The sequence below is a fragment of the Mycobacterium sp. 4D054 genome, assembly GCF_052245755.1.
Lineage (GTDB): Bacteria > Actinomycetota > Actinomycetes > Mycobacteriales > Mycobacteriaceae > Mycobacterium.
Genome location: NZ_JBQQCF010000002.1, coordinates 13,998 through 39,426 on the forward strand (window position 1 = coordinate 13,998; position 25,429 = coordinate 39,426).

Sequence of the window (25,429 nt, forward strand, 5' to 3'; positions counted from 1 at the left end):
GTGCAGGATCCGGTGCCGGAAGCCGACCCCGACCTGCTGATCGACTTCGCCAACGTCACCCTGCGCCGCAACGGGCGGTTGCTGGTGGGCCCGGTGACCTGGTCGGTGGAACTCGACGAACGCTGGGTGGTGATCGGGCCGAACGGGGCGGGCAAGACCTCGTTGCTGCGCATGGCGGCCGCGATGGAGCACCCCTCGTCGGGCACCGCGTATGTCCTGGGGGAGCGGCTCGGCCGCGTCGACATGTCGGAACTGCGTTCGCGCGTCGGGCTGAGCAGCGCGGCGCTGTCCCAGCGGGTTCCCGACGACGAGATGGTGCGGGATCTCGTGGTGTCCGCGGGCTACGCGGTGCTGGGGCGGTGGCGCGAGGAATACGACGAGGTGGACTACGTGCAGGCCGTCGACATGCTGGAGAGCGTCGGCGCCGAGCACCTCGCCGAGCGCACGTTCGGGACGCTGTCGGAGGGCGAGCGCAAGCGGGTACTGATCGCGCGGTCCCTGATGACCGACCCGGAGCTGCTGTTGCTCGACGAGCCGGCCGCAGGGCTCGATCTGGGCGGCCGGGAGGAGCTGGTGGCGCGGATGAGCGATCTGGCCGCCGATCCCGATGCCCCGGCGCTGGTGCTGGTCACCCATCACGTCGAGGAGATCCCGCCGGGCTTCTCCCACTGCCTGATTCTGTCCGAAGGCAAAGTGGTTGACTCCGGACTCCTCAGCGATGTGCTGACCGCCGAGAATCTGTCCAAGGCCTTCGGCCAGTCCATCGCGCTGGACTACATCGACGGACGCTATTTCGCCCGCCGCACCCGTAGCCGCGCCGCCCACAGGAGACGTGCATGACCGACCCCGACCCGCTGGTGCCCCGCCCCGCCGCGACCGTGATGCTGGTGCGCGACACGCCTGAGGGCATCAAGATCTTCCTGATGCGCAGGCACTCGGCGATGGACTTCGTCGCCGGGGTGATGGTGTTCCCCGGCGGGGGCGTCGACGACCGGGACCGCAACGCCGACGTCGCCTGGCACGGTCCGGACCGCAACTGGTGGGCCGAGCGATTCAACGTGGATCCCGAACTCGCCGAGGCGCTCGTGTGCGCCGCCGCGCGCGAGACCTTCGAAGAGTCCGGCGTGCTGTTCGCCGGCGCGGCCGACGATCCGGACCTGCTGGTCGACGATGCCTCGGTGTACCGCGAGCAGCGGGCGGCGCTGGAGAACAAGTCGCTGTCGTTCGGTGAGTTCCTGCGCTCGGAGAAGCTGGTGCTGCGCGCCGATCTGCTGCGGCCGTGGGCGAACTGGGTCACTCCCAAGGAGGAGCGCACCCGCCGTTACGACACCTACTTCTTCGTGGGAGCGCTGCCTCAGGGGCAGCGCGCCGACGGCGACAACACCGAAACCGACAAGGCCGACTGGGTGACCCCGCAGGCCGCCCTCGACGACTTCGCCGACGGCCGCAGCTTTCTGCTGCCGCCGACGTGGACGCAGCTCGACGCGCTGAACGGGCGCACCGTGTCCGAGGTGCTCGCCGTGGAACGCAAGATCGTCGCCATCGAACCCTCGCTCGCCGCCCGCAACGGCGGGAACTGGGAGATCGAGTTCTTCGACGGTGAGCGCTACAACGCGGCGCGCAACCGGCGGGCTCCGCAGGGCTACACCGACGGGGCGCCGCTCGCGTGACGGAGTTCGTCAGCACGGTCCTGGCCCCCGGCGACGGGCAGCGGATCGCCACGCTGCTGGTGTCCCGGCCGCCGACGAACGCGCTGACCCGCCAGGTGTATCGGGAGCTCACCGAAGCCGCAGCCGACCTGGGGGCCCGGCCCGAGGTGTCGGCGGTGATCCTGTTCGGCGGCCATGAGATCTTCTCGGCCGGGGAGGACATGCCGGAACTGAACACGTTGTCCGCCGAGGAGGCCGCAGCCGCGGAACGGGTCGCCGTCGACGCGCTCGAGGCGCTGGTGAACCTGCCCAAGCCGACCGTGGCCGCGATCACCGGTTATGCGCTCGGCGCCGGGCTGACGCTGGCGTTGGCGGCCGACTGGCGGGTGAGCGGGGACAACGTGAAGTTCGGGGCGACGGAGATCCTGGCCGGCCGGGCGCCCACCGGCACCGGCGCCGCGCGCCTGGCCCGCGCGATCGGCCAGAGCAAGGCCAGGGATCTCGTGTTCAGCGGCCGGTTCGTCGATGCCCGGGAGGCGCTGGCGCTCGGCCTGATCGACGAGATGGTGGCCCCGGACGGCGTCTACGACGCGGCGCGGGCCTGGGCCGGTCGCTTCACCGACTACCCGGCCGAGGTGCTGGCAGCCGCGAAGTGGTCGTTCACCCGCGATGAGAGCACCGGCGCCGACGGACGTTAGGCTGCCCTGCATGACGGAAACGAAGGAACCCGGCGCCTACTCTGATGTCGCCGTCCCGGCTCCGCAGCCCCACGCGACCAAAGAGCAGGTCGAAGCCGCGATGCACGACACCAAGCTGGCCCAGGTGCTCTACCACGACTGGGAGGCCGAAACCTACGACGAGAAGTGGTCCATCTCCTACGACCAGCGCTGCGTCGACTACGCCCGCGGCCGGTTCGACGCCGCGGTGCCCGAGGAGGTGCAGCGCGAGCTGCCCTACGATCGGGCCCTCGAGCTGGGCTGCGGGACAGGCTTCTTTCTGCTCAACCTGATCCAGGCCGGGGTTGCGCGTCGCGGATCGGTGACGGACCTTTCGCCGGGGATGGTCAAGGTCGCCACCCGCAACGGTCAGTCGCTGGGACTGGACATCGACGGCCGCGTCGCCGACGCCGAGGGCATCCCGTACGAGGACAACACCTTCGACCTGGTGGTCGGCCACGCCGTGCTGCACCACATTCCCGACGTGGAGCTGTCGCTGCGTGAGGTCGTGCGGGTGCTCAAGCCCGGGGGGCGGTTCGTGTTCGCGGGGGAGCCCACCACAGTCGGTAACCGGTATGCCCGTGAGCTGTCGACGCTGACGTGGCGCGTCGCGACCAACGTCACCAAGCTGCCGATGCTGGCCGGCTGGCGCAGGCCGCAGGCCGAGCTCGACGAGTCGTCGCGGGCGGCCGCACTCGAGGCCGTGGTCGATCTGCACACCTTCGATCCCGCCGACCTGGAGCGGATGGCCGCCAACGCCGGAGCGGTCGAAGTCCGCACGGCCAGCGAGGAATTCACCGCCGCGATGCTGGGCTGGCCGGTCCGTACCTTCGAGGCGGCCGTGCCGCCGGGCCGGTTGGGTTGGGGCTGGGCGAAATTCGCCTTCGGAAGCTGGACCACGCTGTCCTGGGTGGACGCCAACGTTTGGCGCCGTGTGGTGCCGAAGGGCTGGTTCTACAACGTCATGGTGACCGGGGTCAAACCGTCGTAGAGTTCGGCCTTTCCGATGTGGCCTACCTGCGCAGTGGCACCGGCCGGCAGGCCCTGGCCGAGGTGTCCCGCCACGCGCTGACCGACTCATCGTTGGTAGCGGATATCGCCTCGGCCAGAAGCCGTTTCGGTGACCGGACGGCGGTGCTGGTGGAGACCGTCAGACTGCGGCGCAAAGCAGTCGCGAAGTTCGCCGATGCGGCGGACTGGTTGTTCACCGACGACGCGCTGCAGCAGGCCACGGCAGCACCGGTCGCCGAACATCGGGCGCGCAGGCTGTCCGGCAGAACGGTGCACGACGCCACCTGTTCGATCGGCAGTGAGCTTGCCGCGCTTCGCAATCGGGCCGACTTCGTACTGGGTAGCGACATCGACCCGGTACGGCTGGCGATGGCCCGGCACAACGTGGGCGCCACCGTGCCGCTGTGCCGGGCCGACGCGCTCGCGCCGGTCACCGCCGACGCGGTCGTCGTCGTCGACCCGGCGCGGCGCAGCGGCGCCAGGAGGCGGTTCGCTCCGCGTGGTTACGTGCCTGCGCTGGACGAGCTGCTCGACGTGCTGCGCCACCGCGACCACGTCGTGAAGTGCGCCCCTGGAGTCGATTTCGCGGTTCTCGCCGAGCTCGGCTTCGAAGGCGAGATCGAGGTGACATCGCTGGGAGGAAGTGTCCGCGAGGCATGCCTGTGGTCACGGGGACTGGCGGCAGGCGTGCGGCGGCGAGCGACCGTCCTGGACACCGGAGAACAGCTCACCGACACCGATCCCGGGGAGTGCGCGGTGGCGCCGGCGGGGCGGTGGATCGTCGACCCCGACGGCGCGGTGGTGCGCTCTGGACTGGTGCGCCAGTACGCGGCGCGGCACGGGCTCTGGCAGCTCGACCGCGACATTGCCTACCTGTCCGGCGACCGGTTACCCGACGGTCAGCGCGGCTTCGAGGTCCTGGAGCAGGTGGCGTTCAGCGAACGACACCTGCGGCAGGCGCTTTCGCGCCACGCCGCCGGAGCTGTCGAAATCCTCGTCCGCGGTGTCGCCGTCGATCCGGACGTGTTGCGCAGTCGGCTGCGGCTGCGCGGGGACGCTCATGTGAGCGTGGTCATCACCCGGCTGGGTTCCGGGGTGGCAAGCCGGGCAACGGCATTCATATGTCGTCCGTCACGCTGAAAGCTCACGTACCCTGGCCCTATCAGTTCGCCATGCGCCGAGTCCACGAGGCGCCGATCACGAGGACGTCCGACGATGCGCATCTTAGCCGCTGCTTTGACGGCCGCCGGTCTCTCGGTGGGCCTGGTGGCCGCACCCACGGCCGCGGCCCAGTCGGCCTGCGCGGAGCTGGGCGGCACCGTCGACGCCGACCAGATCTGCCACGTGCACGCCGAGAACCCCACCTATCGACTGGATTACACGTTCCCGGCCGACTATCCCGACCAGCGGGCGCTCGTCGACTATCTGAGGCAGACCCGAGATGGCTTCGTCAACGTCTCGGAGATGCCGGGTTCGTGGAATCTGCCCTACGTCCTCGACGCCCGGGGAACCGGTTACCGGACCGGGCGCGACGACGGCGGCACCCGCAGCGTGGTATTCGAGGTCTACGAGAATGTCGGCGGCGCGCACCCGCAGACCTGGTTCAAGGCGTTCAACTGGGACGTGGCGAAGAAGGCCCCGATCACCTTCGACACGCTCTTCAAGGCGGACAGCAAGCCACTGGACGCGATCTTCCCGATAGTGCAGGCCGACATCTCCCGCCAGCTTGGCGTCGACGCGCCGATCTCAGCGGCCGACGGGCTCGATCCGGCGAAGTACCAAGAGTTCGCGATCACCGACGATTCGCTGATCTTCTATTTCGGTCAGGGCGAGATCATGCCCGGTGCCGGCGGCGCGCTGCAGGCCACCGTCCCGCGCAGCGCGGTCGCTCCGATGCTGGCGCTGGAGACACCCGTCAGCCCCCGGTGACGGTCGGCTGCTTGTCCCTGCCGGTGGCGGGGTCGTAGTTCTCCCAGAACGTCGCGTTCCTGATGCCCAGGGCGACCGGATCGAACCTGGGATCCAGACCTTGCTTCTTCTGCTTTTCGTAGTCCCACAGCGCTTTGTAGGCGGGCTGCTGCAGGATCAGGATGCCGATGATGTTCAGCCACGCCATCAGGCCGACGCCGATGTCACCGAGCGTCCACGCCTCCGAGGCGGTCGAGACGGCGCCGATCGTCACCGACACCAGGATCAGCGCCTGCAGCAACATCGTGGCCGTCGATCCGACCGTGCTCCGAAGGTAGGGAATGTCGACGGTGGCGGCGTTGCCCAGAAGGAAGCGCAGGTTGGTCTCGGCCATGTAGTAGTAGGCGATGATCGTGGTCAGGCAGAAGAACGCCAGCGAGACCGCGATGAAACTGGAGCCCGCCCCGCTCCACAGGGTGTCGAAGCCTACCTGGGCGAACGTCGGGCCCACCTCGGCGTCGGCGGGCAGGATACTGCCGCCCTCGCTGAGCACCGCACCGTCGGCGCTCTCACCCTCGAACACCCGGTAGGCGCCGGTGGACAAGATCAGGAAGCCGGTCGCCGAGCAGACGAACAGGGTGTCGACGTAGACCGCGAACGCCTGCACGAGCCCCTGTTTGGCCGGGTGTGACACCTCCGCTGCTGCCGCGGCGTGCGGACCGGTGCCCTGACCCGCCTCGTTCGAATCGATTCCGCGTTTGACGCCCCACATCACCGCTGCACCGATGATCGCGCCGAACCCCGCGTCGACGCCGAACGCACTGGAGAAGATCAAGCCGATGATCTCCGGAATGTCACCGGCGTTCATCAGCACGACGATCAGCGCCAGCACGATGTAGGTGACCGCCATGAACGGCACCACGATCGACGCGAACGTCGCGATCCGCTTCACCCCGCCGATGATGACGAAGGCCAGCACGATCACTATGCCGACCGCAACCCACCATTTCGAGAAACCCCACGCGGAGTTCATCGCCGACGCCATCGAGTTGGACTGCACGCCGGGCAGCAGCAGACCCATCGCCAGCAGCGTGACGGCCGCGAAGACGAAGCCGTAGGCCTTCATCGCTCCCGCTGCGGCGGTGTGGGACAACGCGGTGCTGAAGTAGTAGGCGGGCCCGCCGAACGCTATCGCGGTGGCCACGCCGGCGATGTTGCCGGTGCCGACCCGCCCGGCCAGAGACATCGTCAGCGCCTGGAAACTGGACACCCTGACGGCGATTTCTCGCCCTTGAGCATGAGCCGGACCATCTCAGGGACTTGGCGCACCTGCACAAAGCGCGATCTGATCGAGAAGTAGACGCCCGCGGCAAGACAGAGGTAGACGAGGGTCTCATGCCAGACCAGGTCGTTGAATGCGCTCAGGAATTCGGACATATGCGTCCCCTCTACCTATTGGTTCGTCGGCTTGTCCGGGTCATCTGAGTGTGCATGTTCGCATCACTGCGCAAGGTCGGTATTTCCGGACCGTGACGCCTGCGTTAGCAGCTCCGCTCACGCAGGCGCGAAGCCGTAGACCTGCCCGGCGCTGGTGGCCGTGACGACGCGGCGGTCATGACCCACCGACACGCCGACCGGCCATCCGGTCGCGTTCGGGAGTGGATGGGTGTGCAGGGTCGCGCCGTCGCCGAGGCTGAACACCTGCAGCGCCAGCCCGGCAGGCCGCTCGTCGGTGTCCTCGCCGTCGCGCACCACGGTATAGCCGACCCCGGTCAGGCTGGAGGTGGTCAGGGGTGACACGTCGTCGCGGGTCCAGAGCACCTCGCCCTCTTCGGCGGTGTCGCGCACCGCAGTCAGCCGTGACCCCGGCCCGCCCCCGGCGACGATGAGCCCACCGGGCGTCACCGACGGCGGGGTCTGGGCCAGGTAGTCCATCGGAACCGACCACTTCGCACTGCCGTCGTCGACGTTGAGCGCCCACAGTCTTTCGTCGCGGCCGCTGACGTACACCGTCGACCCGTCCGGGGACAGCACCGGGCTGGCCAGCGGGCCGCCGCCGACGGCGTCACTGGTCCATGCGCGACTGAGCTGCGGGGTCTGACCGGGCTGATAGCGCAGACCGACCAGCATCGGTTTGTCCGCATCCGGCTCCCAGAGCGTCAGCACCACCATGCCGGCGGCCTCCGAGTAGGCCGGGGCGGCGGCCACCGGGCACCGCGGCCCGCCCAGCCGGCAGTCCTGCAACCCGCGCTCCGAGTCGGTCGGGTCCACCCCGGCGACCAGATCCAGTGACGTGCCGGTGACGGTGCCGCGGTGGGCGTCGAACACCAGCACCTGCCCCAGATGGGTGACCACGAGCAGGCGCCCGGGGTTGAGGATGCGGGCCGTCATGGGCATGCCGATCACCGGCTGGCGCCAGCGGACCCACTGGGTGGTCGGGAAGGACAGGATGGCGCCGGGCTGGCCGATGTAGAGATTGTCGAATCCGTCGAACAGCGGGCTGGCGAAGCCGCCGCCCTGCACCAGGCGGGTGCACCAGCGTTGCCTGCCGCGGTTGTCGGTCTCCCACACCATCAGCGAGCAACCCGCCCTGGTCTGCCCGTTGGCCGCCAGGTAGTTGCCCGAGCCGAGCGCCACCTGCGCGCCGAGCTCACCCTTGACCGACCGCGCCCACTCCAGACGCAGCGTGTCGGCCCCGGTGACGGGGGAGGAGCTGCTGTTTGCGGCGTCGGCATACTGTGCTGACCAGCCGGTGGCGGCACGGGCCTCTACCCAGGAGTCGGTGTTGCCGCACCCAGCCAGCGCACCTGCGATCAGCGCCGTCGAGGCCAATGCGATGATTCGCCGGAGCACGGGATCCCTTCTGATCGCGGTGTACATCGAGCCCACGTGAGGGTAACCGTTGACCCTTTCGGAGGGCGGGAGCGGAGCGACCCGGGAATGTCACGGGCGGGCGCGTAGGCTCTCCGGCCATGACAACGATGTGGGGAGCGCCGCTGCACAAGCGCTGGCGGGGATCCCGTCTACGGGACCCTCGCCAGGCCGATTTCCTCACGCTCGCCTCGCTGAAATGGGTCCTGGCCAACCGCGCCTACACCCCGTGGTACCTGGTGCGGTACTGGCGACTGCTGAAATTCAAGCTGGCCAATCCGCACGTCATCACCCGCGGCATGGTGTTCCTCGGCAAGAACGTCGAGATTCAGTGCACGCCGGAACTCGCGCAGATGGAGATCGGGCGCTGGGTGCACATCGGCGACAAGAACACGATCCGCTGCCACGAGGGATCGCTGCGCATCGGGGACAAGACGGTGCTCGGCCGCGACAACGTCATCAACACCTACCTCGACATCGAGCTCGGTGATTCCGTGCTGATGGCCGACTGGTGCTACGTCTGCGATTTCGACCACAAGATGGACAGCATCGAACTACCGATCAAGGATCAAGGCATCGTGAAGAGCCCGGTGCGGATCGGCCCGGACACCTGGCTGGCCGCCAAGGTCACCGTGCTGCGCGGCACCAGCATCGGCCGCGGATGCGTACTGGGTGCCCACGCGGTGGTCAAGGGTGAGATCCCGGACTACTCGATCGTCGTTGGCGCACCCGGCAAGGTCGTCAAGAACCGCAAGCTGTCGTGGGAGACGTCGGCGGCCGAGCGGGCCGAACTGGCCGCGGCGCTAGCCGACATCGAACGCAAGAAGGCCTCCCGCTAGTCCGCCGAAACCGCATTCCACGCGGCCGTTCCGCACCAGCGACCGCAAGGAATGCGAGTTCGGCGCGTCACCGGTCGGGCAGCGGCCGTTCCACGATCGGTCGCCGGGGCTGGGGCCTGCGCTCGGCACGCTTGGCCGCCAGGTACACCTGTGCGGTCTCGGCCGCCACGGTGTGCCACGCGAAGTCCGACGTGAGGCGTTCCCTCGCCGCGATCGCCCTCCGCTGGGCCGCCGCCGGATCATCGAGCAGCGTGCGCACCGCGGTGGCCAATGCCGCCACATCACCGGCCGGATAGGACACACCCGTCACCCCGTCGATGACCGCCTCGCCGAGTCCGCCCGCGGTGGAGGTCACCAGCGGCGTGCCGGTCGCGGCCGCTTCGAGCGCGACGATTCCGAACGGCTCGTAATGCGACGGCAGCACCGCCGCATCGGCCCGGTGCAGCAACTGCAGCAGTTCTGAATGGTCAACGCGGCCGATGAAATTCGTCGCCTTGAACACCTTGTGTTTGCGCGCCTGCTCGGTCAGGAAGTTCAGTTGCGTGCCGTCACCGGCGATGGTCAGCGTGGTGCCGGGATGGGTGCGGCGGATCCGCGGCAGCGCCGCGATGGCGTCGTGGACGCCCTTCTCGTACTCGAGGCGGCCGAAGTACAGCAGTTCCGCCGGTCCGGGGTGGGGCCGGCGGGTCGCGAAAGGCCAACCGTCGGTGTCGATCCCGTTGGGGATCACCGAGATCTCGGCGAGCTCGGGTCCGAACAGGGTGGTGATCTCCTCGCGCATCGACGCCGAACAGGTGATCAGCGAGTCCGTATCCTGGACCAGCCACGATTCCAGCGCGTGCACCTGACGGCTCACCGCGCCCGAGACCCAACCGGAGTGTCGCCCCGCCTCGGTGGCGTGGATCGTGGAAACCAAAGGCACATCGAAGAATTGGGCGAGGGTGACAGCGGGATGGGCGACCAGCCAGTCGTGCGCGTGGACGAGGTCGGGCCGCCAGTCGGCCAGCACCAGACCGGCGCGGATCATCGCGTGACCCATCGCCAGGGTCCAGGCCATCATGTCGGTGCCGAAGGTGAACTCGTGCGGATCCTCGGCGGCCGCGATCACCCGCACCCCTTCGTGGACCTCGTCGGTGGTCGGATGGGTCTGCGGATCCGTTCCGGTCGGACGCCGGCTGAGCACCACGACCTCGTGGCCGGCCGCGACGAGTTCGGTGGCCAGATGGTGCACGTGGCGGCCGAGCCCGCCGATCACCACCGGCGGGTATTCCCACGACACCAGCAGGATCTTCATGTTCATTCGGTGGGCAACCTCCGGGCGTCGAGTGCTCCGAACAGCCCGTCGGCACGGTTCCAGCCCTCGGCCAGCCGCTGCGCCTGTTCGTCGCGGCCCGAGGCCGCCGCCGCCGCGATCTCGCGCGTGGCGTGTGCATGGAGGTGGGCGCGGTAGCGCGCATAGTCGGCCGCGGAGTCCTTGCTGACCATGAACGGCCAGTCGCTCGACACCGTCAGCAAGGTCTCGCGCAGGATCTGATCGGCCACGAAATCCCTTGGGGCGGCGGCATCCAACGATGCGCCGCGGGCCAGTGCCTTGTCGACGGTGCTCAGCGCCGTGTCGACGACCTCGTTGTTCAGGTGCACCAGATCGGCCACCTTCTCACCCGACCACACCTGCCAGTCCTTGCCCGAACCCCACGAGCTGGGCGGGAGTTCCACCGGCTCGCCGACATAGCCTTCGGCGATCGCGTCCGAGAGTGTTCCGACCCGCACACCGCCGGCAGGCAGTGCCCGCAACACCCGCTCCAGCCAGACCGGGCCCTCGTACCACCAGTGGCCGAACAACTCGGTGTCGAAGGCGGCGACCACATGTGCGGGCCTGCCGATCCGCTCGCTCTCGGACTGCAGACGCCGGCGCACCGTCTCCACGAAATCAGCGACATGGACGTCGACCGCGGCATCAGCACGGGCCGGGTCATACGGCGCCTTGTCCTCCGACGGCACATTGCGGCCGGTCACCCGGGCGGGTTTGAGGCCGGTGGCGTGGTCGTAAGTATGGAAGTCGCGGTAGGCGGCGTGACCCGGATAGCCGGACCGCGGCGACCACACGCGGTAGCTGACCTGCAGATCGCGGCCGAAAGCGACGACGCCGGAATCGCCGACCGGCCTGCCCAGCGCGGTGTCGCCGCGCAACGACGGCCCGTCCACCATGAAGTGGCCCACGCCCGCCGCGGCGTAACCGGTCTCCATGCCCGGCGCATAGGCACACTCCGGCGCCCAGATGCCGGCCGGCGTGTGCGCGAACCGATGTCCGGCGTCGGCCAAGCCTTCGCGCAGCGCGAACTCGCGCAGCCGAGGGTTCAACAGCGGCTGGAACGGATGGGCCAACGGTCCGCCGAGTAGCTCGACGACCTCACCGTCGAGAAGCTCCCGGAACACCGGGCTGGCGCCGTGACGCCACAGCGAGTCAAACTCGCCGAGCTCACGCTCGGCCTCGGCGTGCTCGCGGGAACCGAACCGGCGCAAGGCTTTCCGATCCGAGGCCGGCGAGGTCCCCGCCGCGGTGCGCATGGTCGCCGCCTCGAGCGCACGCAGCTGCCAGTTGGCCAGCCAGTGCTGCATGCCCTGCAGGCAGTACGGGTCGTCGAGCTGCGCGGCGACCACCGGTGTGACACCGAGGGTGATCAGATGGCGGCGGTCCTCGGCGGCCAGCGTGCGCAGCACCCGCACCAGGGGCAGATAGGACGCCGACCACGACTGGTACAGCCACTCCTCGCCGACCGGCCAGCGGCCGTGATGAGCCAGCCACGGCAGGTGCGTGTGCAGCACCAGAGTGAACAGCCCGGGTACCGGTGCTTTGTTCGCTCCGCTCTCCGGTGCTTTGTTCGCTCCGCTCTCCGGTGCTTTGTTCGCTCCGCTCTCCGGTGCTTTGTTCGCTCCGCTCACGGCCGCACCGCTATAGCCACCAAGTCGAGGCTGTCGTCGATGTGTCGCCCGGTTTCGCCGGCCGTCGCCTGCACCAGGTCGAAGTCGTCGATCGTGACCGATTCGATGTCCGCGAGCAGTTCTGCAGTCCACGGCGCGTCGGCCAGCGCCCGCTCGATCTGTGCGTCGATGACCGAACCGCCGTGCCGGGCGTCGATCTCGGCGAGGCGGCGCCCGTGGAAGACCCCGAGCATCGCCTCCATCGTGAAACCGGCTCCTTCCAGAAGCTCGGTGAGCTCGGCGGCGTTGAGTTCGCGGGTGTGGAAGGGATTGACCGGGGTGTCCCGACCGGGGGAGAACGTGATGCGGTTGGGCGTGGACATGAGCAGCACCCCGCCGGGGCGCAGGACCCTGGCGCACTCGGCCGCGAACTGGCCCTGATCCCAAAGGTGTTCGATCACCTGGAAGTTCACCACCACGTCGACCGAGGCCGTCGGCAACGGCAACTCGGCGAGGTTGCCGTGGCGCATGTCGACGCGGGGATAGCGCGCCCGCACGTGCGCCACCGCCGACTCGTCGTAGTCCAGGCCGATCACCGAACGGGCGACGTCGGCGATCAGGTCCGCGCCGTATCCCTCGCCGCAGCCGGCCTCCAGCACGTCACGGTCACGGCACCGCTCGACCAGCCGGCGGTACACCACCTCGTGGCGGCGGAACCAGTAGTTCTCCTCGGCAACCCCGGGGACGGTCCGCTCGCCGGTCAATGCCATGGGGACCGGCTCGCCGACCGGACCGCTGGTAACAGATGCGCTCATTGCAAGGCAGGCTAACCCGTAACCGACCGATGGCGAACTCTTCGTGAGCACCATCTGATCGCCGCCCTGACTGAACGCAAACATCGACCAGCTATGGTGTTCGTGCGAAGCACCCAAAGTTACCCGCTGGTAACATCGTGGTGCCTGCGGCAATCGTGGTATGGCGGGTCGACCACCGGCCCCTTTCGAGGAGGACGAACCAGAGTCATGACGAACATCGTGGTCCTGATCAAACAGGTCCCAGACACATGGTCTGAGCGCAAGTTGTCCGACGGTGACTACACCCTGGACCGGGAGGCCGCCGACGCTGTGCTCGACGAGATCAACGAGCGCGCCGTCGAAGAGGCACTCCTGATCAAGGAGCGCGAGGGCGGCGACAGCACGGTCACGGTCCTGACGGCCGGTCCCGAGCGGGCCACCGAGGCGATCCGCAAGGCGTTGTCGATGGGCGCCGACAAGGCCGTGCACCTGGTCGACGAGGGCATGCACGGCTCCGACATGGTCCAGACGGGCTGGGCGCTGGCTCGCGCGCTGGGCACCATCGAGGGCACCGAGCTGGTGCTCGCGGGCAACGAGGCCACCGACGGCACCGGCGGCGCCGTACCGGCGATCATCGCCGAGTACCTCGGCCTGCCGCAGCTGACCCACGTGCGCAAGCTGACCGTCGAGAACGGCAAGGTCACCGCCGAGCGTGAGACCGACGACGGTGTCTTCACCCTCGAGGCCTCGCTGCCGGCCGTGGTCAGCGTGAACGAGAAGATCAACGAACCCCGCTTCCCGTCCTTCAAGGGCATCATGGCCGCGAAGAAGAAGGAAGTCACCAAGCTGACATTGGCCGACATCGGCGTCGAGAGTGACGAGGTAGGCGTGGCCAACGCCGGGTCGAAGGTGCTGTCCTCGACGCCGAAGCCGCCCAAGACCGCGGGCGAGAAGGTCACCGACGAGGGCGACGGCGGCACCAAGATCGCCGAGTACCTGGTTGCCCAGAAAATCATCTAGAACCTTCCCATCGACAGACAGACATAGAGGCAAACGAACCCATGGCTGAAGTACTTGTGCTCACCGAGCACGCTGAAGGTGCGCTGAAAAAGGTCACCTCCGAACTGATCACCGCCGCCCGCGCGCTCGGTGAACCCGCCGCCGTCGTGGTCGGCAAGCCGGGCACCGCCGAGGGCCTGATCGACGGCCTGAAGTCGGCCGGTGCGGCGAAGATCTACGTCGCCGAGTCCGACGACGCCGAGAACTACCTGATCACCCCGTACGTGGACGTGCTGGCCGCGCTGGCCGAGTCCGCCACGCCGGCGGCGGTGCTGCTGGCGTCCAGTGCTGACGGCAAGGAGATCGCAGGTCGGCTCGCGGCCCGCATCGGCTCGGGCATCCTGAGCGACGTCGTCGAGGTCAAGGAGGGCGGCAAGGGCATCCACTCGATCTTCGGTGGTGCCTTCACCGTCGAGGCCGAGGCCGTCGGGGACACCCCGATCATCACCGTGCGCCCCGGTTCCGTCGAGGCCCAGCCTGCCGACGGTGCAGGAGAGGTCGTCAACGTCGACGTGCCCGCCCCGGCCGAGAACGCCACCAAGATCACCTCGCGAGAGCCTGCGGTGGCCGGCGACCGTCCGGAGCTCACCGAGGCCACCGTCGTGGTGTCGGGCGGCCGTGGCGTCGGCAGTGCCGAGAACTTCGGCATCGTCGAGGATCTCGCGGACTCGCTCGGTGGCGCGGTGGGCGCCTCGCGTGCCGCGGTCGACTCGGGTTACTACCCTGGCCAGTTCCAGGTCGGCCAGACCGGTAAGACCGTGTCGCCGCAGCTGTACATCGCCTTGGGCATCTCCGGGGCGATCCAGCACCGCGCCGGCATGCAGACCTCGAAGACCATCATCGCGGTCAACAAAGACGAGGAAGCGCCGATCTTCGAGATCGCCGACCTCGGCATCGTCGGTGACCTGTTCAAGGTGACGCCGCAGCTGACCGACGCGGTGAAGGCCCGCAAGGGCTGAGTTCCGCTGCGCGAGCAGACACAAAATCGCACGTTTCGCCTCGCGGACGTGCGATTTTGTGTCTGGTGGGTTGGACACCGCGGGTTCCCTCACAGGTAGCCGAGGGTCAGTATTGACCCATGAGGATTTCAGTTGTCGGGGCCACCGGCCTCATCGGCTCGAAGGTGGTCGACCTGCTGCAGCGCGACGGTCACGACGTCGTGGCGGCATCGCGTTCGTCGGGGGCCGACGTGCTCACCGGCGAGGGCCTCACCGAGGCCCTCACCGGCGCCGACGTCCTCGTCGACGTCACCAATTCCCCGTCGTTCGACGACGACCCGGTGATGGATTTCTTCACCCGGTCCTCGGCGAACCTGGTCAACGCCGCCCGGGATTCGGGTGTCCGGCACTACGTCGCGCTGTCGATCGTCGGCGCCGACGGACTGCCCGCGAGTGGCTATATGCGCGCAAAAGTCGTGCAGGAGGAGACGATCGCCACATCCGGTCTGCCCTTCAGCATCGTGCGCGCCACCCAGTTTCAGGAGTTCGCCGACGCGATCGTCGGCTCGATGCAGGACGGCGACGAGGTGCGGGTGCCGGATGCCCGGATCCAGCCGATCGCCGCCGATGACGTCGCCCTCGAGGTGGTCCGCGTCGCCGTCGCCGCGCCCGTCAACGGGGTCGTGAACGTCGGCGGGCCGGAGAAGATCTCGTTCGCCGACCTGGCGCGCACGGTATTGGCCGGGCGGGGTGCCGACAAGACGGTCGTCGTCGATCCGCGGTCCACGTACTTCGGCACTCCCGTCGACGACACGAGCTTGGTCACCGGCGACGGCGCCGTGCTGGGCACCGTTCGGTTCGACGCCCGGCCGACGGCGGGCTGAACGGGCCAAGACGTCACCTGGCGCTCACGGACACGACACGCGCTGGACGCCCTGACGAGAGGCGGCTGCACGAGCGTGGCGCCATGAGCACTGCTTCTGTACTCATCGCCCCCGACGACATCGATCACGCGCAGCGCGGATCCGCCCCGTCCACGCCCCGCTACAGCCTGCTGTTGTGCACCGACGGCGACTCCATCGAGGCCGCGCAGCGGTTGCGCTACGACGTGTTCAGCACCGAGCCCGGCTTCGCGCTCGCCGGCGACGGCAATTCCGGCGGTCTGGACGCCGACCGGTTCGACGAATACTGCGATCATCTGCTCGTCCGCGACGACGCCACCGGCGAACTGGTCGGCTGCTACCGGATGCTGCCGCCGCCCGGTGCGATCGCCGCAGGCGGGCTGTACACGGCGACCGAGTTCGACGTCACCGCACTCGACCCGCTCCGGCCCTCGCTGGTCGAAATGGGCCGCGCTGTGGTGCGTGAGGGACACCGCAACGGCGCCGTGGTGCTGCTGATGTGGGCGGGCATCCTCGCCTACCTGGACCGCAGTGGCTACGACTACGTGGCCGGATGCGTCTCGGTGCCCGTCGCGGATCCCGCCGGTCGCAGCCCGGCCGGCAGCCACCTGCGCGGCGTGCGCGACTTCGTCAACCGCCGGCACGCCGCGCCCGCCGAACACACCGTGTACCCGTACCGGCCCGTGATGGTCGACGGTCGCACCCTCGACGAGATCGACCCACCCGCCCGGTTGTCGGTGCCGGCCCTGATGCGCGGATATCTGAGATTGGGCGCCCAGGTGTGCGGCGAACCCGCCCACGACCCGGATTTCGGCGTCGGCGACTTCCCCGCGCTGCTCGGCAAGCAGGACGCCGACACGCGGTACCTGCGCCGGCTCCGCTCGGTCGGGATGGCTTCGGCCGCGGTCGCCGACGGGACGCGGTCATGAACCTGACCCGCGAACACGCGTGGCTGCAGCGCGCGACCTGCGGCGCGCGGTGTGTGCACACTGGAGCCGACGGCCCCGGCCGGCGCTGGGTGGTCGCCGTGCGCACCACGGTGCGCGTCTGCGCAGCAGCCACGCTGTTCGCCGGAGTGTGGCTGCTGGCACTGCCGCTGCCCGGCCGGTCGCATCTGCAGCGCGGGTACTGCCGGCTGATGCTCCGCAGTCTCGGTGTGCGGATGTCCGTGTCAGGAGGGCCGATACGCAACCTGCGGGGCGTGCTGGTGGTCAGCGGGCACGTGTCGTGGCTGGACGTCTTCGCCATCGCGACGGTGCTGCCCGGTTCCTTCGTCGCCCGCGCCGACCTCGTCGACTGGCCCGCGCTCGGTCCGATCGTCCGGCTCATGAAGGTGATCCCGATCGACCGGGCCCGGTTGCGCCGGCTGCCGGCGGTGGTGGCCGCAGTCGCCAATCGGCTCAGGGCAGGGGACACGGTGGTCGCGTTTCCGGAAGGCACCACCTGGTGCGGGCTGAGCTACGGCCGGTTCCGCCCGGCGATGTTCCAGGCCGCGATCGACGCGGGACGCCCGGTGCAGCCACTGCGGCTCAGTTACCGGCACAAGGACGGCCGGGCGTCCACCGTGCCGGCCTTCGTGGGGGACGACACGTTGCTGACCTCTATCAGGCGGGTGATCACCGCACGCCGCACCGTCTGCCACATCCACGTCGACTCGCTGCAACTGCCGGGCGTCGACCGCCGTGACCTGGCGGCCCGCTGTGAGGCCGCCGTCCGCGGCGGGGACGGATTCGCCGCCCCCGGCGGGGCGGGACTCGACCGCCGGGCGATCTCCGACTGCGCCGAGGGTCACTGCATGGTGGCCTGAGCGCGATGGCGGCCGCCCATTCTGCGACGGCTATCCTTGAACGGTTATGTCTTCGCCGGTCTACCTCGACCACGCCGCCACCACCCCGATGCGCCCCGCCGCCATCGAGGCCTTGACGGTTGCCATGGCGACGGTGGGCAACGCCGCCTCGCTGCACGGCTCGGGGCGCATGGCCCGGCGCAGGCTGGAGGAGTCCCGCGAGACCCTGGCCCAGCTGCTGGGCGCGCGCCCGTCGGAAGTGATCTTCACCGCCGGTGGCACCGAGAGTGACAACCTCGCAATCAAGGGCATCTACTGGGCGCGGCGCCGTTCGTCGCCGCAACGGCGCCGGATCGTCACCACCCCGGTCGAGCACCATGCGGTGCTGGACGCGGTGGAGTGGCTGGTCGAGCACGAGGACGCCGAGGTCACCTGGTTGCCGGTCGACCGGTACGGCGCCGTCGATCCGTCCGACGTGCGTTCGGCGGTCGGCGATCCCTCCGATGTCGCGCTGATCTCGGTGATGTGGGCCAACAACGAGGTCGGCACCATCATGCCTGTCTCTGAAATCGCCTCTGTCGCAAGTGAATTCAGCATACCGATGCATAGCGATGCGATCCAGGTGGTCGGTCAGCTGCCGGTGGACTTCGCCGCCAGCGGCCTGTCGGCGATGAGCGTCACCGCGCACAAGTTTGGCGGCCCCACCGGTGTGGGCGCACTGCTGCTGCGCCGCGAGACCGCGTGCGTTCCGCAGCTGCACGGCGGAGGTCAGGAGCGTGACGTCCGTTCGGGGACACAGGATGTCGCCGGCGTGATGGGTATGGCCGCAGCCGCGCGTGTCGCCGTCGACGGAATGGACACCGCGGCCGAGCGGATCCGCGCGCTGCGCGACAGGCTGATCGACGGCGTGCTCGACACCATCGACGACGTCGACGTCAACGGTGCAACGGGGCCGGGGCGGTTACCGGGCAACGCACACTTCACGTTCCGCGGCTGCGAGGGCGATTCGCTGCTGATGTTGCTGGACGCCAAGGGAATCGAATGCTCAACGGGGTCGGCGTGCACAGCCGGGGTGGCGCAGCCGTCCCATGTGCTGACCGCGATGGGCGCCGATCCGGCCAGTGCCCGCGGCTCGCTGCGGCTGTCGCTCGGGCACACCAGCACCGACGCCGATGTCGACGCCGTGCTCGACGTGCTGCCCGCCGCCGTGGAACGTGCACGAGCGGCCGCGCTGGCCAGTTCGGGGCGGCAGTAGCCATGCGGGTGCTCGTCGCGATGAGCGGTGGCGTGGACTCCTCGGTGGCCGCCGCCAGAATGGTCGATGCCGGACACGACGTGGTCGGGGTGCATCTGGCGCTGTCGACGGCGCCAGGCACGCTCCGCACCGGATCCCGCGGTTGTTGTTCCAAGGAGGATGCCGGCGATGCGCGCCGGGTCGCCGATGTGCTCGGTATCCCGTTCTACGTGTGGGATTTCGCCGACCGCTTCAAAGAGGACGTGATCGACGACTTCGTCGAGTCCTACGCGCGCGGCGAGACGCCGAATCCGTGTGTGCGCTGCAATGAGCGGATCAAGTTCTCGGCGCTGGCCGCCCGCGCGCTGGCGCTGGGATTCGACGCGCTGGCCACCGGGCACTACGCGCGGTTGGCCGACGGCCGGTTGCGGCGCGCGGTCGACCACGACAAAGACCAGTCCTACGTGCTGGCGGTGCTGACCGCCGAGCAGTTGCGCCACGCGGTGTTCCCGATCGGGGACACCCCGAAGTCCGCGATCCGCGAGGAGGCGGCACGGCGAGGCCTGGCGGTCGCCGACAAGGCCGACAGCCACGACATCTGCTTCATCCCGTCCGGCGACACCAAGGCGTTCCTCGGAGCCCGCATCGGCGTGCGCCGCGGTGCGGTGGTCGACGCCGCCGGCGCCGTGCTCGCCGAGCACGACGGCGTGTACGGGTTCACCATCGGTCAGCGCAAGGGCCTCGGCATCCCGGGCCCCGGCCCTGACGGCCGTCCGCGCTATGTGACGGGGATCGACGCGACCACCGGCACCGTGCAGGTCGGTGACCTCGACGACCTGGAGGTCACCCGGCTCGTCGGCGATGCGCCGGTGTTCACCTCGGGTGCCGCACCCGCCGGGCCGGTCGAGTGCGCCGTGCAGGTCCGCGCGCACGGCGGGGTGGTCGGGGCGGTCGCCGAACTCGGCGACGGTGTGCTTGAGGTGAATCTGCGCAGCCCGCTGCGTGGCGTGGCGCCGGGGCAGACCCTGGTGCTGTACCGGCCCGACCCGGACGGCGACGAGGTGCTCGGCAGCGCGACCATCCGCGCCGCCCGCTGACCGTTCACCCCGGAACGTCGACCAGGATGTTGGTCATCACCAGCTCGGGCACCGACTCCGGGAACCCGCAGAAGGTGACTTCGACGAGCACCGCCGACTTCACCCGGTAGTCGCGCCCGCAGTCGCCGGGTCTGGTGTGCACCGAGTCGGCGGTGGTCGTCACCGCGCCGACCAATGCGCGGCCGGGGCTCGTCGCGGCGCAGCCGTCGATCTGGGCGACGACCGAATCGAAGGCCCGTTGCGCGGTGCCGGCATCCCGGTAGCCGGCCGCGCCCTGTGAGATCAGCGCGCCCCGCGGGGGATTCTGGTAGGTCAGTTTGTGGAACTCCTCGACCTCGGGTCCGAACACCCGGGTCTCGGCGTAAATCCAATCACATTGCGGCGGAACGGTTTCGATCATGAAATCGATGTCGACCGGCGCCTTGCTGTCGGTCCCCGGAATCGCGGTCAGATGTTCGCCGGCGCCGGTCACCGCCTGCATCTGAGGGCGGTCGAGCAGGATGGCGTCCACGTCCACCGGCGAGCGGGAGCCCTCGTCCACGCCGGGGGCGGCGCGGGTCGGCGACCCGGTCACCTGCTGTGCGCATCCAGCGGCCAGGATCGCCACGGCGCACCACAGTGGCACCGATACACGGCCCGTCATGTACTGACCATAGTGGGTCCAATATCGTCGTACGAGTGAGTGTTTTCGCGACCGCGACCGGTATCGGATCCTGGCCGGGCACGTCGGCCAGGGACGCCGCGGAGGTGGTCGTCGGTGAACTGCACCGCCTTCCGCACCTGGTGGAGCTTCCCGGGCGGGGTGTCGGGGCAGACATGATCGGCCGGGCGGGTGCGCTGCTCGTCGACATCGGCCTCGACATCGTGCCTCGCGGTTACCGCATCGCCCAGGGCCGTAGTTCGGCGACCCGCCGCGCCGCCGGTCTACTCGACGAGGACATGGACGCTCTCGAAGAGGCCTGGGAGAAGGCCGGGCTGCGCGGTACGGGCCGGGTGGTCAAGGTGCAGGCGCCGGGACCGGTGACGCTGGCGGCGCAGCTGGAGCTCGGCGGGGGACACCGCGCGATCACCGACCGAGGCGCCGTCCGGGACCTGACGACGTCGCTGGCCGAGGGGGTGGCCGCGCACCGGGCAGAGCTCGCCCGCCGGCTGGAGAGCCCGATCGTGGTTCAGTTCGACGAACCGTCGCTGCCGGCGGCACTGGCGGGCCGGCTCACCGGGGTCACCAGTCTGAACCCGGTGCATCCCGTGGACGAGTCTTTGGTCACCGCGCTGCTCGACGAGTGCGCAGAGGCGGTCGGCGGTGAAGCCGCGGTGCACTGCTGTGCTGCCGAGGTGCCGTGGAAGGTGTTGCAGCGCAGTGTGATAAGTGCGGTTTCTGTGGACCTTGGCACGCTCACCGCCGCAGATCTGGACGGGATCGGCGAGTTCGTCGAGTCCGACCGCACGGTGCTTCTCGGTGCGGTGCCCGCCACGGCCCCCGACCCCCGACCGGCGGCAGAACAGATCGCCGCGTCGGTGGCCACGGTGACCGACCGACTCGGGTTCGCCCGCGACGTGCTGCGCAGCCGGATCGGGATCACTCCGGCCTGCGGACTCGCCGGTGCGACAGTGACCTGGGCGCGCAGCGCAATCGAATTGTCGCAGCAGGCCGTTGACAGACTGGTCGACGACCCCGAGGGGATCTGAAACGGTCGACCCTTGGTACGGACTCGTCTACTCTCGGGTAGGCGCTGATCGAGATCGGTCACGGGTAGAGCGCCGCACGTCACGGGGATGGTGCTGTTGTCGGGGAAGTGCTCGAGTCGACACGGTGCCGGGGACTGTCTCGACGGTGAGATCCCGCGCCTGCTCGCGCTGGACTCCTTCGAGATCCTCGACACCGCCGCTGAAGAGTCGTTCGACGGTCTGACGATGCTTGCTGCGCACGTGTGCGAGATGCCGATGGCGCTCATCGGCTTCATCGACGCCGCCCGCCAGTGGGTGAAATCCCGCCATGGCGTGGACATCACGGAGACCGCCCGGGAGCACTCGCTCTGCGCGCACACCATCGCGGATGCGGCCCTGCTCGAAATTCCGGACACCCACCGGGATCCGAGGTTCGTCGACCACCCGATGGTCACGACGGCGCCGCACGTGCGGTTTTACGCCGGGGTGCCGCTGGTCACCGAGGACGGACACGCGGTGGGCACCCTCTGTGTCATGGACCGGACACCCCGCACGTTGTCCGACGTTCAGCGCACACACCTGCAAACCTTGGCCGGGCAGGTGATGAACCTGCTGGAGCTGCGCAGCCGGGCCCGCCTGTACGCCTCCGAGATCAAGCGGCGCCTGGCCGCGGACTCCGCGCTGCACGCCCAGCAGCGGATGATCGAAGCGGTGCTGGAACACACCGACGTGCTGGTCTTCGCCAAGGACGTCGACGGCCGATTCGTGATGGCCAATCGCGCACTGGAACACGTCACGGGCGCCGGCCGGACGTTGATCGGCGGGACCGATCACGACTTCTTCGACCCGCAGATCGCCGACGACTACCGCCGCAACGATCTGCAGATCATGGAAAGCCGGGAGTGGCGCGTGTTCACCGAGGAGGTCGTGCACCAGGACGGTTCGGCGCACATCTACCGCTCGTCGAAGTTCCCGTTGTTCGACGACCGTGGCGAGGTGATCGGCACCGGCGGGGTCTCGACCGACGTGACAGAGTTGGCCACCGCGCGCGCCGCGCACGCCGAGGCCGAACAGCGGTGGCGGGCACTGGTCGAGCAGTCACCTGCCGCGGTCGTGGTCGCCAACGTCGACGGCAGCCTGTCCTACGTCAACGGCGAAGCGGTCACGCTGCTGGGCGGGCAGTCCGCCGAGCAGATCACCTCGGTTCCCGGCCTGGAGTTCGTGCCGGAACGCTTTCGCTCGACCGCGCGCAGGCTGTTGGACGAGGTCACCGCCGGCGGACGCCTGGAGCGCTCCCAACGCGGCACGCTGTTGCGGATGGACGGCACCGAGATCGCGGTGGAGTTCAACGTGACGACGATCGATCACGCCGGGGAAGTGAGCGTCCAGCTGGAGGTGCGTGACGTGTCCGCGATCGCCGCGGTGCACGCCGCGCTCAAACACTCCGCGTCCACCGACCCGTTGACCGGTGTGCTGAACCGGCGCGCGTGGGACACCCGGGTGGCTGCACTGCTGGCCGATGCCGACGGTGCACCGATGACGGTGGCCGTCATCGATCTCGACAACTTCAAGGCGTTCAACGACACCCGTGGACACACCGTCGGGGACGCGCTGCTGCAGCACTTCGCGACAGCGGCGAGCGCATCGATCCGCAGCGGCGACATCTTCGCGCGCTGGGGCGGCGAGGAGTTCATCGTCGCACTGCCCGACACCACACCCGAGCAGGCCGAAAAGATCCTGCACCGGTTGCGCCAGTGTGTGTCGTTCGGTCAGACGTGCTCGATCGGCTACACCGCCCACACCCCGGCCGACACCCTGGTCGCCACCGTGTCCCGCGCCGACAGCGCCCTCTATGAGGCGAAAAGCCGTGGCAGGAACCAAATCTGGCGGCTAGACCGCGCCTAGGCGCGCAGGTCTTTGCGCAGGATCTTGCCGGAGGCCGATTTCGGGATCGCGTCGATGAACTCGACCTGACGGACTTTCTTATAGGGCGCGACCTGGCCGGCGACGAACTCCATGACCTCGTCTGCGGTGAGGGTCGCGTCGGGCTGCTTGACCACGAACGCCTTCGGCACCTCCTCGCCTTCGTCGTCGTGCACGCCGATCACCGCGGCGTCGGCGATGCCGGGATGGGTCAGCAGCACCGCTTCGAGCTCGGCGGGCGGCACCTGGTAGCCCTTGTACTTGATCAGCTCCTTGAGCCGGTCGACGATGTACACCAGTCCCTTGGCGTCGATCTGGGCCAGATCACCGGTGTGCAGCCAGCCGTCGTCGTCGATGGTGGTGCGGGTGGCCTCGTCGTTGTTGAGGTACCCGGCCATCACGTTGGGGCCTTTGAACCACAGCTCGCCGGTCTGGCTCAGACCCTCGTCGGGGATCGGGATCTCCTTGCCGGTCTCCGGGTCGACGAGTTTGGAGGCCGCGTTGGGCACCGTCCAGCCCACCGAACTCAGCGGCGCCTCGTCGTGCATGTCGACCAGGCCGCCGTCGAACGGGGTGATGTGGCTGACGGGGCTGAGCTCACTCATGCCGTAACCCTGAACCACCTTGCAGTCCAGGCGCTTCGCGACGGCGTGGCCGAGATCGGCGTCGAGCGGGGCGGCCCCCGACATCACGACGTTGAGCGAGGACAAATCGTGCTCGTCGACCAGCGGGTGCTTGGCCAGCGCCACCGCCACCGGCGGTGCGATGAACGCGATGGTGCAGCGGTGTTCGGCGATGTTGCGCAGGAATTCGCCGAGGTCGAAACTCGGCATGATGACCAGCCTGGCGCGCGAGTGCAGCGCGGCGTTGAGCAGCACAGTCATCCCGTAGATGTGGAAGAACGGCAGCACGGCCAGCACGACGTCGTCGGGCTCCATGCCGTGCAGCGGGCGGATCTGGGCGACGTTGGCGACCAGGTTGCGGTGCGTCAGCATCACACCCTTGGGGTTGCCCGTCGTCCCGGAACTGTAGGGCAGCACCGCAAGATGTGATGACGGCGCGAAATTCACCTGCGGCGCAGGCATTCCCGACGCCAGCAGGTCGGCCGCGTTGGGATGACCCGCCCCCTCGCCGGAGCCGTCACGGCCGGCGCCGTCGAGCACCACCAGATCCTCGTCGGACAGCCCGGCCGCCGCCGCGCCCTCCTTGGCCTGCGGGAGCAGAGCCGTCACCGTAAGAAGCATGCCGGCCCCGGAGTCGGTGAGCTGCTTGGCGATGTCCTTGGCGGTGAACAGCGCGTTGATCGTCGTCGCCGTGGCACCGGCACGCAGGATGCCGTGGAAGGCGACGGCGAACGCCGAGCTGTTGGGGGCGAGCAGCCCGACCACATCGCCGACGCCGATGCCGCGCTGGGCCAGCGCTCCGGCGAACGAGTCGATCCGGGCTATCATCTCGCGGTAGGTGGTGTGTCTGCCCGACCTCGCGTCGATCAGCGCCACCCGGTCGAGGTGAGGGTCGTCGGGTCCGGAGATGTCGGCGAAAAGGTAGTCGTAGACGCTGGCGGTCGGGATGTCGACTTCGGGGAAAGGGCTGGGAAAGGTCATGGTGACTCCGATCGAACCATGCCGTGGGCCCCGTCGGCCCGCCGTTGGTCGAGCTGCCTGACGAGTTTTTTCGAGGCCGCCATCCGGAAGGATGCGTCGACGAGTTCGGCGACCTCCGTCCAGTCCACCTTCGCCGCGGTCAGGTCCAGCCCCAGCCAACCGAACGGACCGAGGTAGGCCGGGAGGAAGAACCGGCGGTCCTGCTCGAGCGCCTTGCGGTCACTGTCGTCGACTTTCACCAGCACCGAATGCGGATGCTCGGTGAACTCACCCTTCGCGGCGCCTTTGACACTGCCTCCGTAGACGGTGAACATCTTCGGCGCGCAGAACACCGGCCGGCCCCAGGAGACTTTCTCGAACGCCTCGGGGAACCCGAGCGCGATGTCGCGGACCTCGGCCAGACCCATGTCGTCCTCGCCGAACATCAACGGATGAGGCATGTGTGCAGCCTACGCAGGGGTCTGTGTCGGGAGCCTTCGATAGCCTTCCAGGGTGAGTCCCGAGGCGA

At 68.9% G+C, this 25,429-nt stretch carries 23 protein-coding genes and 1 pseudogene; 16 read left to right on the forward strand and 8 right to left on the reverse strand.

Going from position 1 to position 25,429, the window contains the following annotated elements; genetic code table 11:
• From ACTWP6_RS01565 to ACTWP6_RS01590, 6 genes are all read left to right on the forward strand, one after another.
• Window positions 1-840, forward strand: a complete 840-nt coding sequence (locus ACTWP6_RS01565) for an ABC transporter ATP-binding protein (protein WP_443186767.1) — start codon at window positions 1-3, stop codon at window positions 838-840.
• Window positions 837-1,670, forward strand: a complete 834-nt coding sequence (locus ACTWP6_RS01570; protein WP_443186665.1) for an NUDIX hydrolase — start codon at window positions 837-839, stop codon at window positions 1,668-1,670. Before ACTWP6_RS01565 ends, ACTWP6_RS01570 begins: the two co-directional genes overlap by 4 nt.
• The gene (locus ACTWP6_RS01575) at window positions 1,667-2,347 is read left to right on the forward strand and encodes an enoyl-CoA hydratase (RefSeq protein WP_443186666.1); all 681 of its coding nucleotides are present in this window, start codon (window positions 1,667-1,669) and stop codon (window positions 2,345-2,347) included. Before ACTWP6_RS01570 ends, ACTWP6_RS01575 begins: the two co-directional genes overlap by 4 nt.
• 10 nt (window positions 2,348-2,357) lie before the next feature.
• Window positions 2,358-3,356 carry a class I SAM-dependent methyltransferase gene (locus ACTWP6_RS01580; RefSeq protein WP_260751361.1) on the forward strand — a complete coding sequence of 333 codons (999 nt, stop codon included), beginning with the start codon at window positions 2,358-2,360 and terminating at the stop codon, window positions 3,354-3,356.
• Entirely contained in the window at window positions 3,314-4,516 is a 1,203-nt protein-coding gene (locus ACTWP6_RS01585) for a THUMP-like domain-containing protein (RefSeq protein ID WP_443186768.1), read from the forward strand. The genes ACTWP6_RS01580 and ACTWP6_RS01585 overlap by 43 nt, the downstream gene beginning before the upstream one ends.
• 75 nt (window positions 4,517-4,591) lie before the next feature.
• Window positions 4,592-5,305, forward strand: a complete 714-nt coding sequence (locus tag ACTWP6_RS01590) for an esterase (protein ID WP_260751363.1) — start codon at window positions 4,592-4,594, stop codon at window positions 5,303-5,305.
• Here ACTWP6_RS01590 and ACTWP6_RS01595 read toward each other — a convergent pair.
• Together ACTWP6_RS01595 and ACTWP6_RS01600 are read right to left on the reverse strand one after the other, a co-directional pair.
• Window positions 5,292-6,721, reverse strand: a pseudogene (locus tag ACTWP6_RS01595) (alanine/glycine:cation symporter family protein). The gene ACTWP6_RS01590 and the pseudogene ACTWP6_RS01595 sit on opposite strands and share 14 nt — an antisense overlap.
• A gap of 117 nt (window positions 6,722-6,838) precedes the next feature.
• A complete protein-coding gene (locus ACTWP6_RS01600) occupies window positions 6,839-8,137 on the reverse strand; it encodes an outer membrane protein assembly factor BamB family protein (RefSeq protein ID WP_260751364.1) in 1,299 nt (432 codons plus the stop codon).
• Window positions 8,138-8,256: 119 nt separating this feature from the next.
• Between ACTWP6_RS01600 and ACTWP6_RS01605 the strand changes: the two genes are divergently transcribed.
• Entirely contained in the window at window positions 8,257-8,994 is a 738-nt protein-coding gene (locus ACTWP6_RS01605; RefSeq protein WP_260751365.1) for an acyltransferase, read from the forward strand.
• 67 nt (window positions 8,995-9,061) lie between these two features.
• Here the strand turns inward: ACTWP6_RS01605 and ACTWP6_RS01610 are convergent, their stop codons facing one another.
• From ACTWP6_RS01610 to ACTWP6_RS01620, 3 genes are all read right to left on the reverse strand, one after another.
• Window positions 9,062-10,288, reverse strand: a complete 1,227-nt coding sequence (locus tag ACTWP6_RS01610; RefSeq protein WP_260758024.1) for a glycosyltransferase family 4 protein — start codon at window positions 10,286-10,288, stop codon at window positions 9,062-9,064.
• Window positions 10,289-10,290: 2 nt separating this feature from the next.
• The gene (locus ACTWP6_RS01615; RefSeq protein ID WP_443186769.1) at window positions 10,291-11,832 is read right to left on the reverse strand and encodes a 1,4-alpha-glucan branching protein domain-containing protein; all 1,542 of its coding nucleotides are present in this window, start codon (window positions 11,830-11,832) and stop codon (window positions 10,291-10,293) included.
• Window positions 11,833-11,933: 101 nt separating this feature from the next.
• Entirely contained in the window at window positions 11,934-12,731 is a 798-nt protein-coding gene (locus tag ACTWP6_RS01620; protein WP_260751366.1) for a class I SAM-dependent methyltransferase, read from the reverse strand.
• A gap of 207 nt (window positions 12,732-12,938) precedes the next feature.
• On the opposite strand from ACTWP6_RS01620, the gene ACTWP6_RS01625 reads away from it, so the two are divergent.
• The 7 genes from ACTWP6_RS01625 (at window position 12,939) to mnmA (ending at window position 19,726) form a co-directional block, all read left to right on the forward strand.
• Window positions 12,939-13,730, forward strand: a complete 792-nt coding sequence (locus ACTWP6_RS01625; protein ID WP_260751367.1) for an electron transfer flavoprotein subunit beta/FixA family protein — start codon at window positions 12,939-12,941, stop codon at window positions 13,728-13,730.
• Between the two features lie 41 nt (window positions 13,731-13,771).
• Window positions 13,772-14,728: an electron transfer flavoprotein subunit alpha/FixB family protein gene (locus tag ACTWP6_RS01630; protein WP_260751368.1), complete on the forward strand. Its 957-nt coding sequence runs from the start codon at window positions 13,772-13,774 to the stop codon at window positions 14,726-14,728.
• 119 nt (window positions 14,729-14,847) lie between these two features.
• Window positions 14,848-15,591, forward strand: coding sequence for an SDR family oxidoreductase (locus ACTWP6_RS01635; protein WP_260751369.1), 744 nt, complete (start codon window positions 14,848-14,850; stop codon window positions 15,589-15,591).
• 83 nt (window positions 15,592-15,674) lie between these two features.
• The gene (locus ACTWP6_RS01640; RefSeq protein WP_260751370.1) at window positions 15,675-16,538 is read left to right on the forward strand and encodes a GNAT family N-acetyltransferase; all 864 of its coding nucleotides are present in this window, start codon (window positions 15,675-15,677) and stop codon (window positions 16,536-16,538) included.
• Window positions 16,535-17,416: a lysophospholipid acyltransferase family protein gene (locus ACTWP6_RS01645; RefSeq protein WP_260751371.1), complete on the forward strand. Its 882-nt coding sequence runs from the start codon at window positions 16,535-16,537 to the stop codon at window positions 17,414-17,416. The genes ACTWP6_RS01640 and ACTWP6_RS01645 overlap by 4 nt, the downstream gene beginning before the upstream one ends.
• Before the next feature lie 46 nt (window positions 17,417-17,462).
• Entirely contained in the window at window positions 17,463-18,650 is a 1,188-nt protein-coding gene (locus ACTWP6_RS01650; protein ID WP_443186667.1) for a cysteine desulfurase family protein, read from the forward strand.
• Window positions 18,651-18,652: 2 nt separating this feature from the next.
• The gene (mnmA, locus tag ACTWP6_RS01655) at window positions 18,653-19,726 is read left to right on the forward strand and encodes a tRNA 2-thiouridine(34) synthase MnmA (protein WP_443186668.1); all 1,074 of its coding nucleotides are present in this window, start codon (window positions 18,653-18,655) and stop codon (window positions 19,724-19,726) included.
• A 4-nt stretch (window positions 19,727-19,730) separates the two neighbouring features.
• Here the strand turns inward: mnmA and ACTWP6_RS01660 are convergent, their stop codons facing one another.
• Window positions 19,731-20,369 carry a sensor domain-containing protein gene (locus ACTWP6_RS01660; protein ID WP_443186669.1) on the reverse strand — a complete coding sequence of 213 codons (639 nt, stop codon included), beginning with the start codon at window positions 20,367-20,369 and terminating at the stop codon, window positions 19,731-19,733.
• A gap of 35 nt (window positions 20,370-20,404) precedes the next feature.
• Between ACTWP6_RS01660 and ACTWP6_RS01665 the strand changes: the two genes are divergently transcribed.
• Complete coding sequence (locus ACTWP6_RS01665; RefSeq protein WP_260751375.1) at window positions 20,405-21,415, forward strand: methionine synthase; 1,011 nt, start codon at window positions 20,405-20,407, stop codon at window positions 21,413-21,415.
• A gap of 87 nt (window positions 21,416-21,502) precedes the next feature.
• A complete protein-coding gene (locus tag ACTWP6_RS01670; RefSeq protein ID WP_443186670.1) occupies window positions 21,503-23,299 on the forward strand; it encodes a sensor domain-containing diguanylate cyclase in 1,797 nt (598 codons plus the stop codon).
• Here the strand turns inward: ACTWP6_RS01670 and ACTWP6_RS01675 are convergent.
• Both ACTWP6_RS01675 and ACTWP6_RS01680 read right to left on the reverse strand, forming a co-directional pair.
• Entirely contained in the window at window positions 23,296-24,921 is a 1,626-nt protein-coding gene (locus ACTWP6_RS01675) for a 4-coumarate--CoA ligase family protein (RefSeq protein WP_443186671.1), read from the reverse strand. The genes ACTWP6_RS01670 and ACTWP6_RS01675 overlap by 4 nt on opposite strands.
• Window positions 24,918-25,361 (reverse strand): MmcQ/YjbR family DNA-binding protein, encoded by a 444-nt coding sequence (locus ACTWP6_RS01680; protein ID WP_260751378.1) that lies wholly within the window; start codon window positions 25,359-25,361, stop codon window positions 24,918-24,920. Before ACTWP6_RS01680 ends, ACTWP6_RS01675 begins: the two co-directional genes overlap by 4 nt.
• Window positions 25,362-25,429: the final 68 nt, after the last annotated feature.

Coding starts and splice junctions, on each gene's coding strand:
- ACTWP6_RS01640 (WP_260751370.1), top strand. CDS start 15,675: ATGAGCACTGCTTCTGTACTCATCGCCCCCGACGACATCGATCACGCG.
- ACTWP6_RS01660 (WP_443186669.1), bottom strand. CDS start 20,369: ATGACGGGCCGTGTATCGGTGCCACTGTGGTGCGCCGTGGCGATCCTG.
- ACTWP6_RS01635 (WP_260751369.1), top strand. CDS start 14,848: ATGAGGATTTCAGTTGTCGGGGCCACCGGCCTCATCGGCTCGAAGGTG.
- ACTWP6_RS01580 (WP_260751361.1), top strand. CDS start 2,358: ATGACGGAAACGAAGGAACCCGGCGCCTACTCTGATGTCGCCGTCCCG.
- mnmA (WP_443186668.1), top strand. CDS start 18,653: ATGCGGGTGCTCGTCGCGATGAGCGGTGGCGTGGACTCCTCGGTGGCC.
- ACTWP6_RS01590 (WP_260751363.1), top strand. CDS start 4,592: ATGCGCATCTTAGCCGCTGCTTTGACGGCCGCCGGTCTCTCGGTGGGC.
- ACTWP6_RS01675 (WP_443186671.1), bottom strand. CDS start 24,921: ATGACCTTTCCCAGCCCTTTCCCCGAAGTCGACATCCCGACCGCCAGC.
- ACTWP6_RS01650 (WP_443186667.1), top strand. CDS start 17,463: ATGTCTTCGCCGGTCTACCTCGACCACGCCGCCACCACCCCGATGCGC.
- ACTWP6_RS01670 (WP_443186670.1), top strand. CDS start 21,503: ATGGTGCTGTTGTCGGGGAAGTGCTCGAGTCGACACGGTGCCGGGGAC.
- ACTWP6_RS01625 (WP_260751367.1), top strand. CDS start 12,939: ATGACGAACATCGTGGTCCTGATCAAACAGGTCCCAGACACATGGTCT.
- ACTWP6_RS01570 (WP_443186665.1), top strand. CDS start 837: ATGACCGACCCCGACCCGCTGGTGCCCCGCCCCGCCGCGACCGTGATG.
- ACTWP6_RS01610 (WP_260758024.1), bottom strand. CDS start 10,288: ATGAAGATCCTGCTGGTGTCGTGGGAATACCCGCCGGTGGTGATCGGC.
- ACTWP6_RS01680 (WP_260751378.1), bottom strand. CDS start 25,361: ATGCCTCATCCGTTGATGTTCGGCGAGGACGACATGGGTCTGGCCGAG.
- ACTWP6_RS01620 (WP_260751366.1), bottom strand. CDS start 12,731: ATGAGCGCATCTGTTACCAGCGGTCCGGTCGGCGAGCCGGTCCCCATG.
- ACTWP6_RS01630 (WP_260751368.1), top strand. CDS start 13,772: ATGGCTGAAGTACTTGTGCTCACCGAGCACGCTGAAGGTGCGCTGAAA.
- ACTWP6_RS01645 (WP_260751371.1), top strand. CDS start 16,535: ATGAACCTGACCCGCGAACACGCGTGGCTGCAGCGCGCGACCTGCGGC.
- ACTWP6_RS01605 (WP_260751365.1), top strand. CDS start 8,257: ATGACAACGATGTGGGGAGCGCCGCTGCACAAGCGCTGGCGGGGATCC.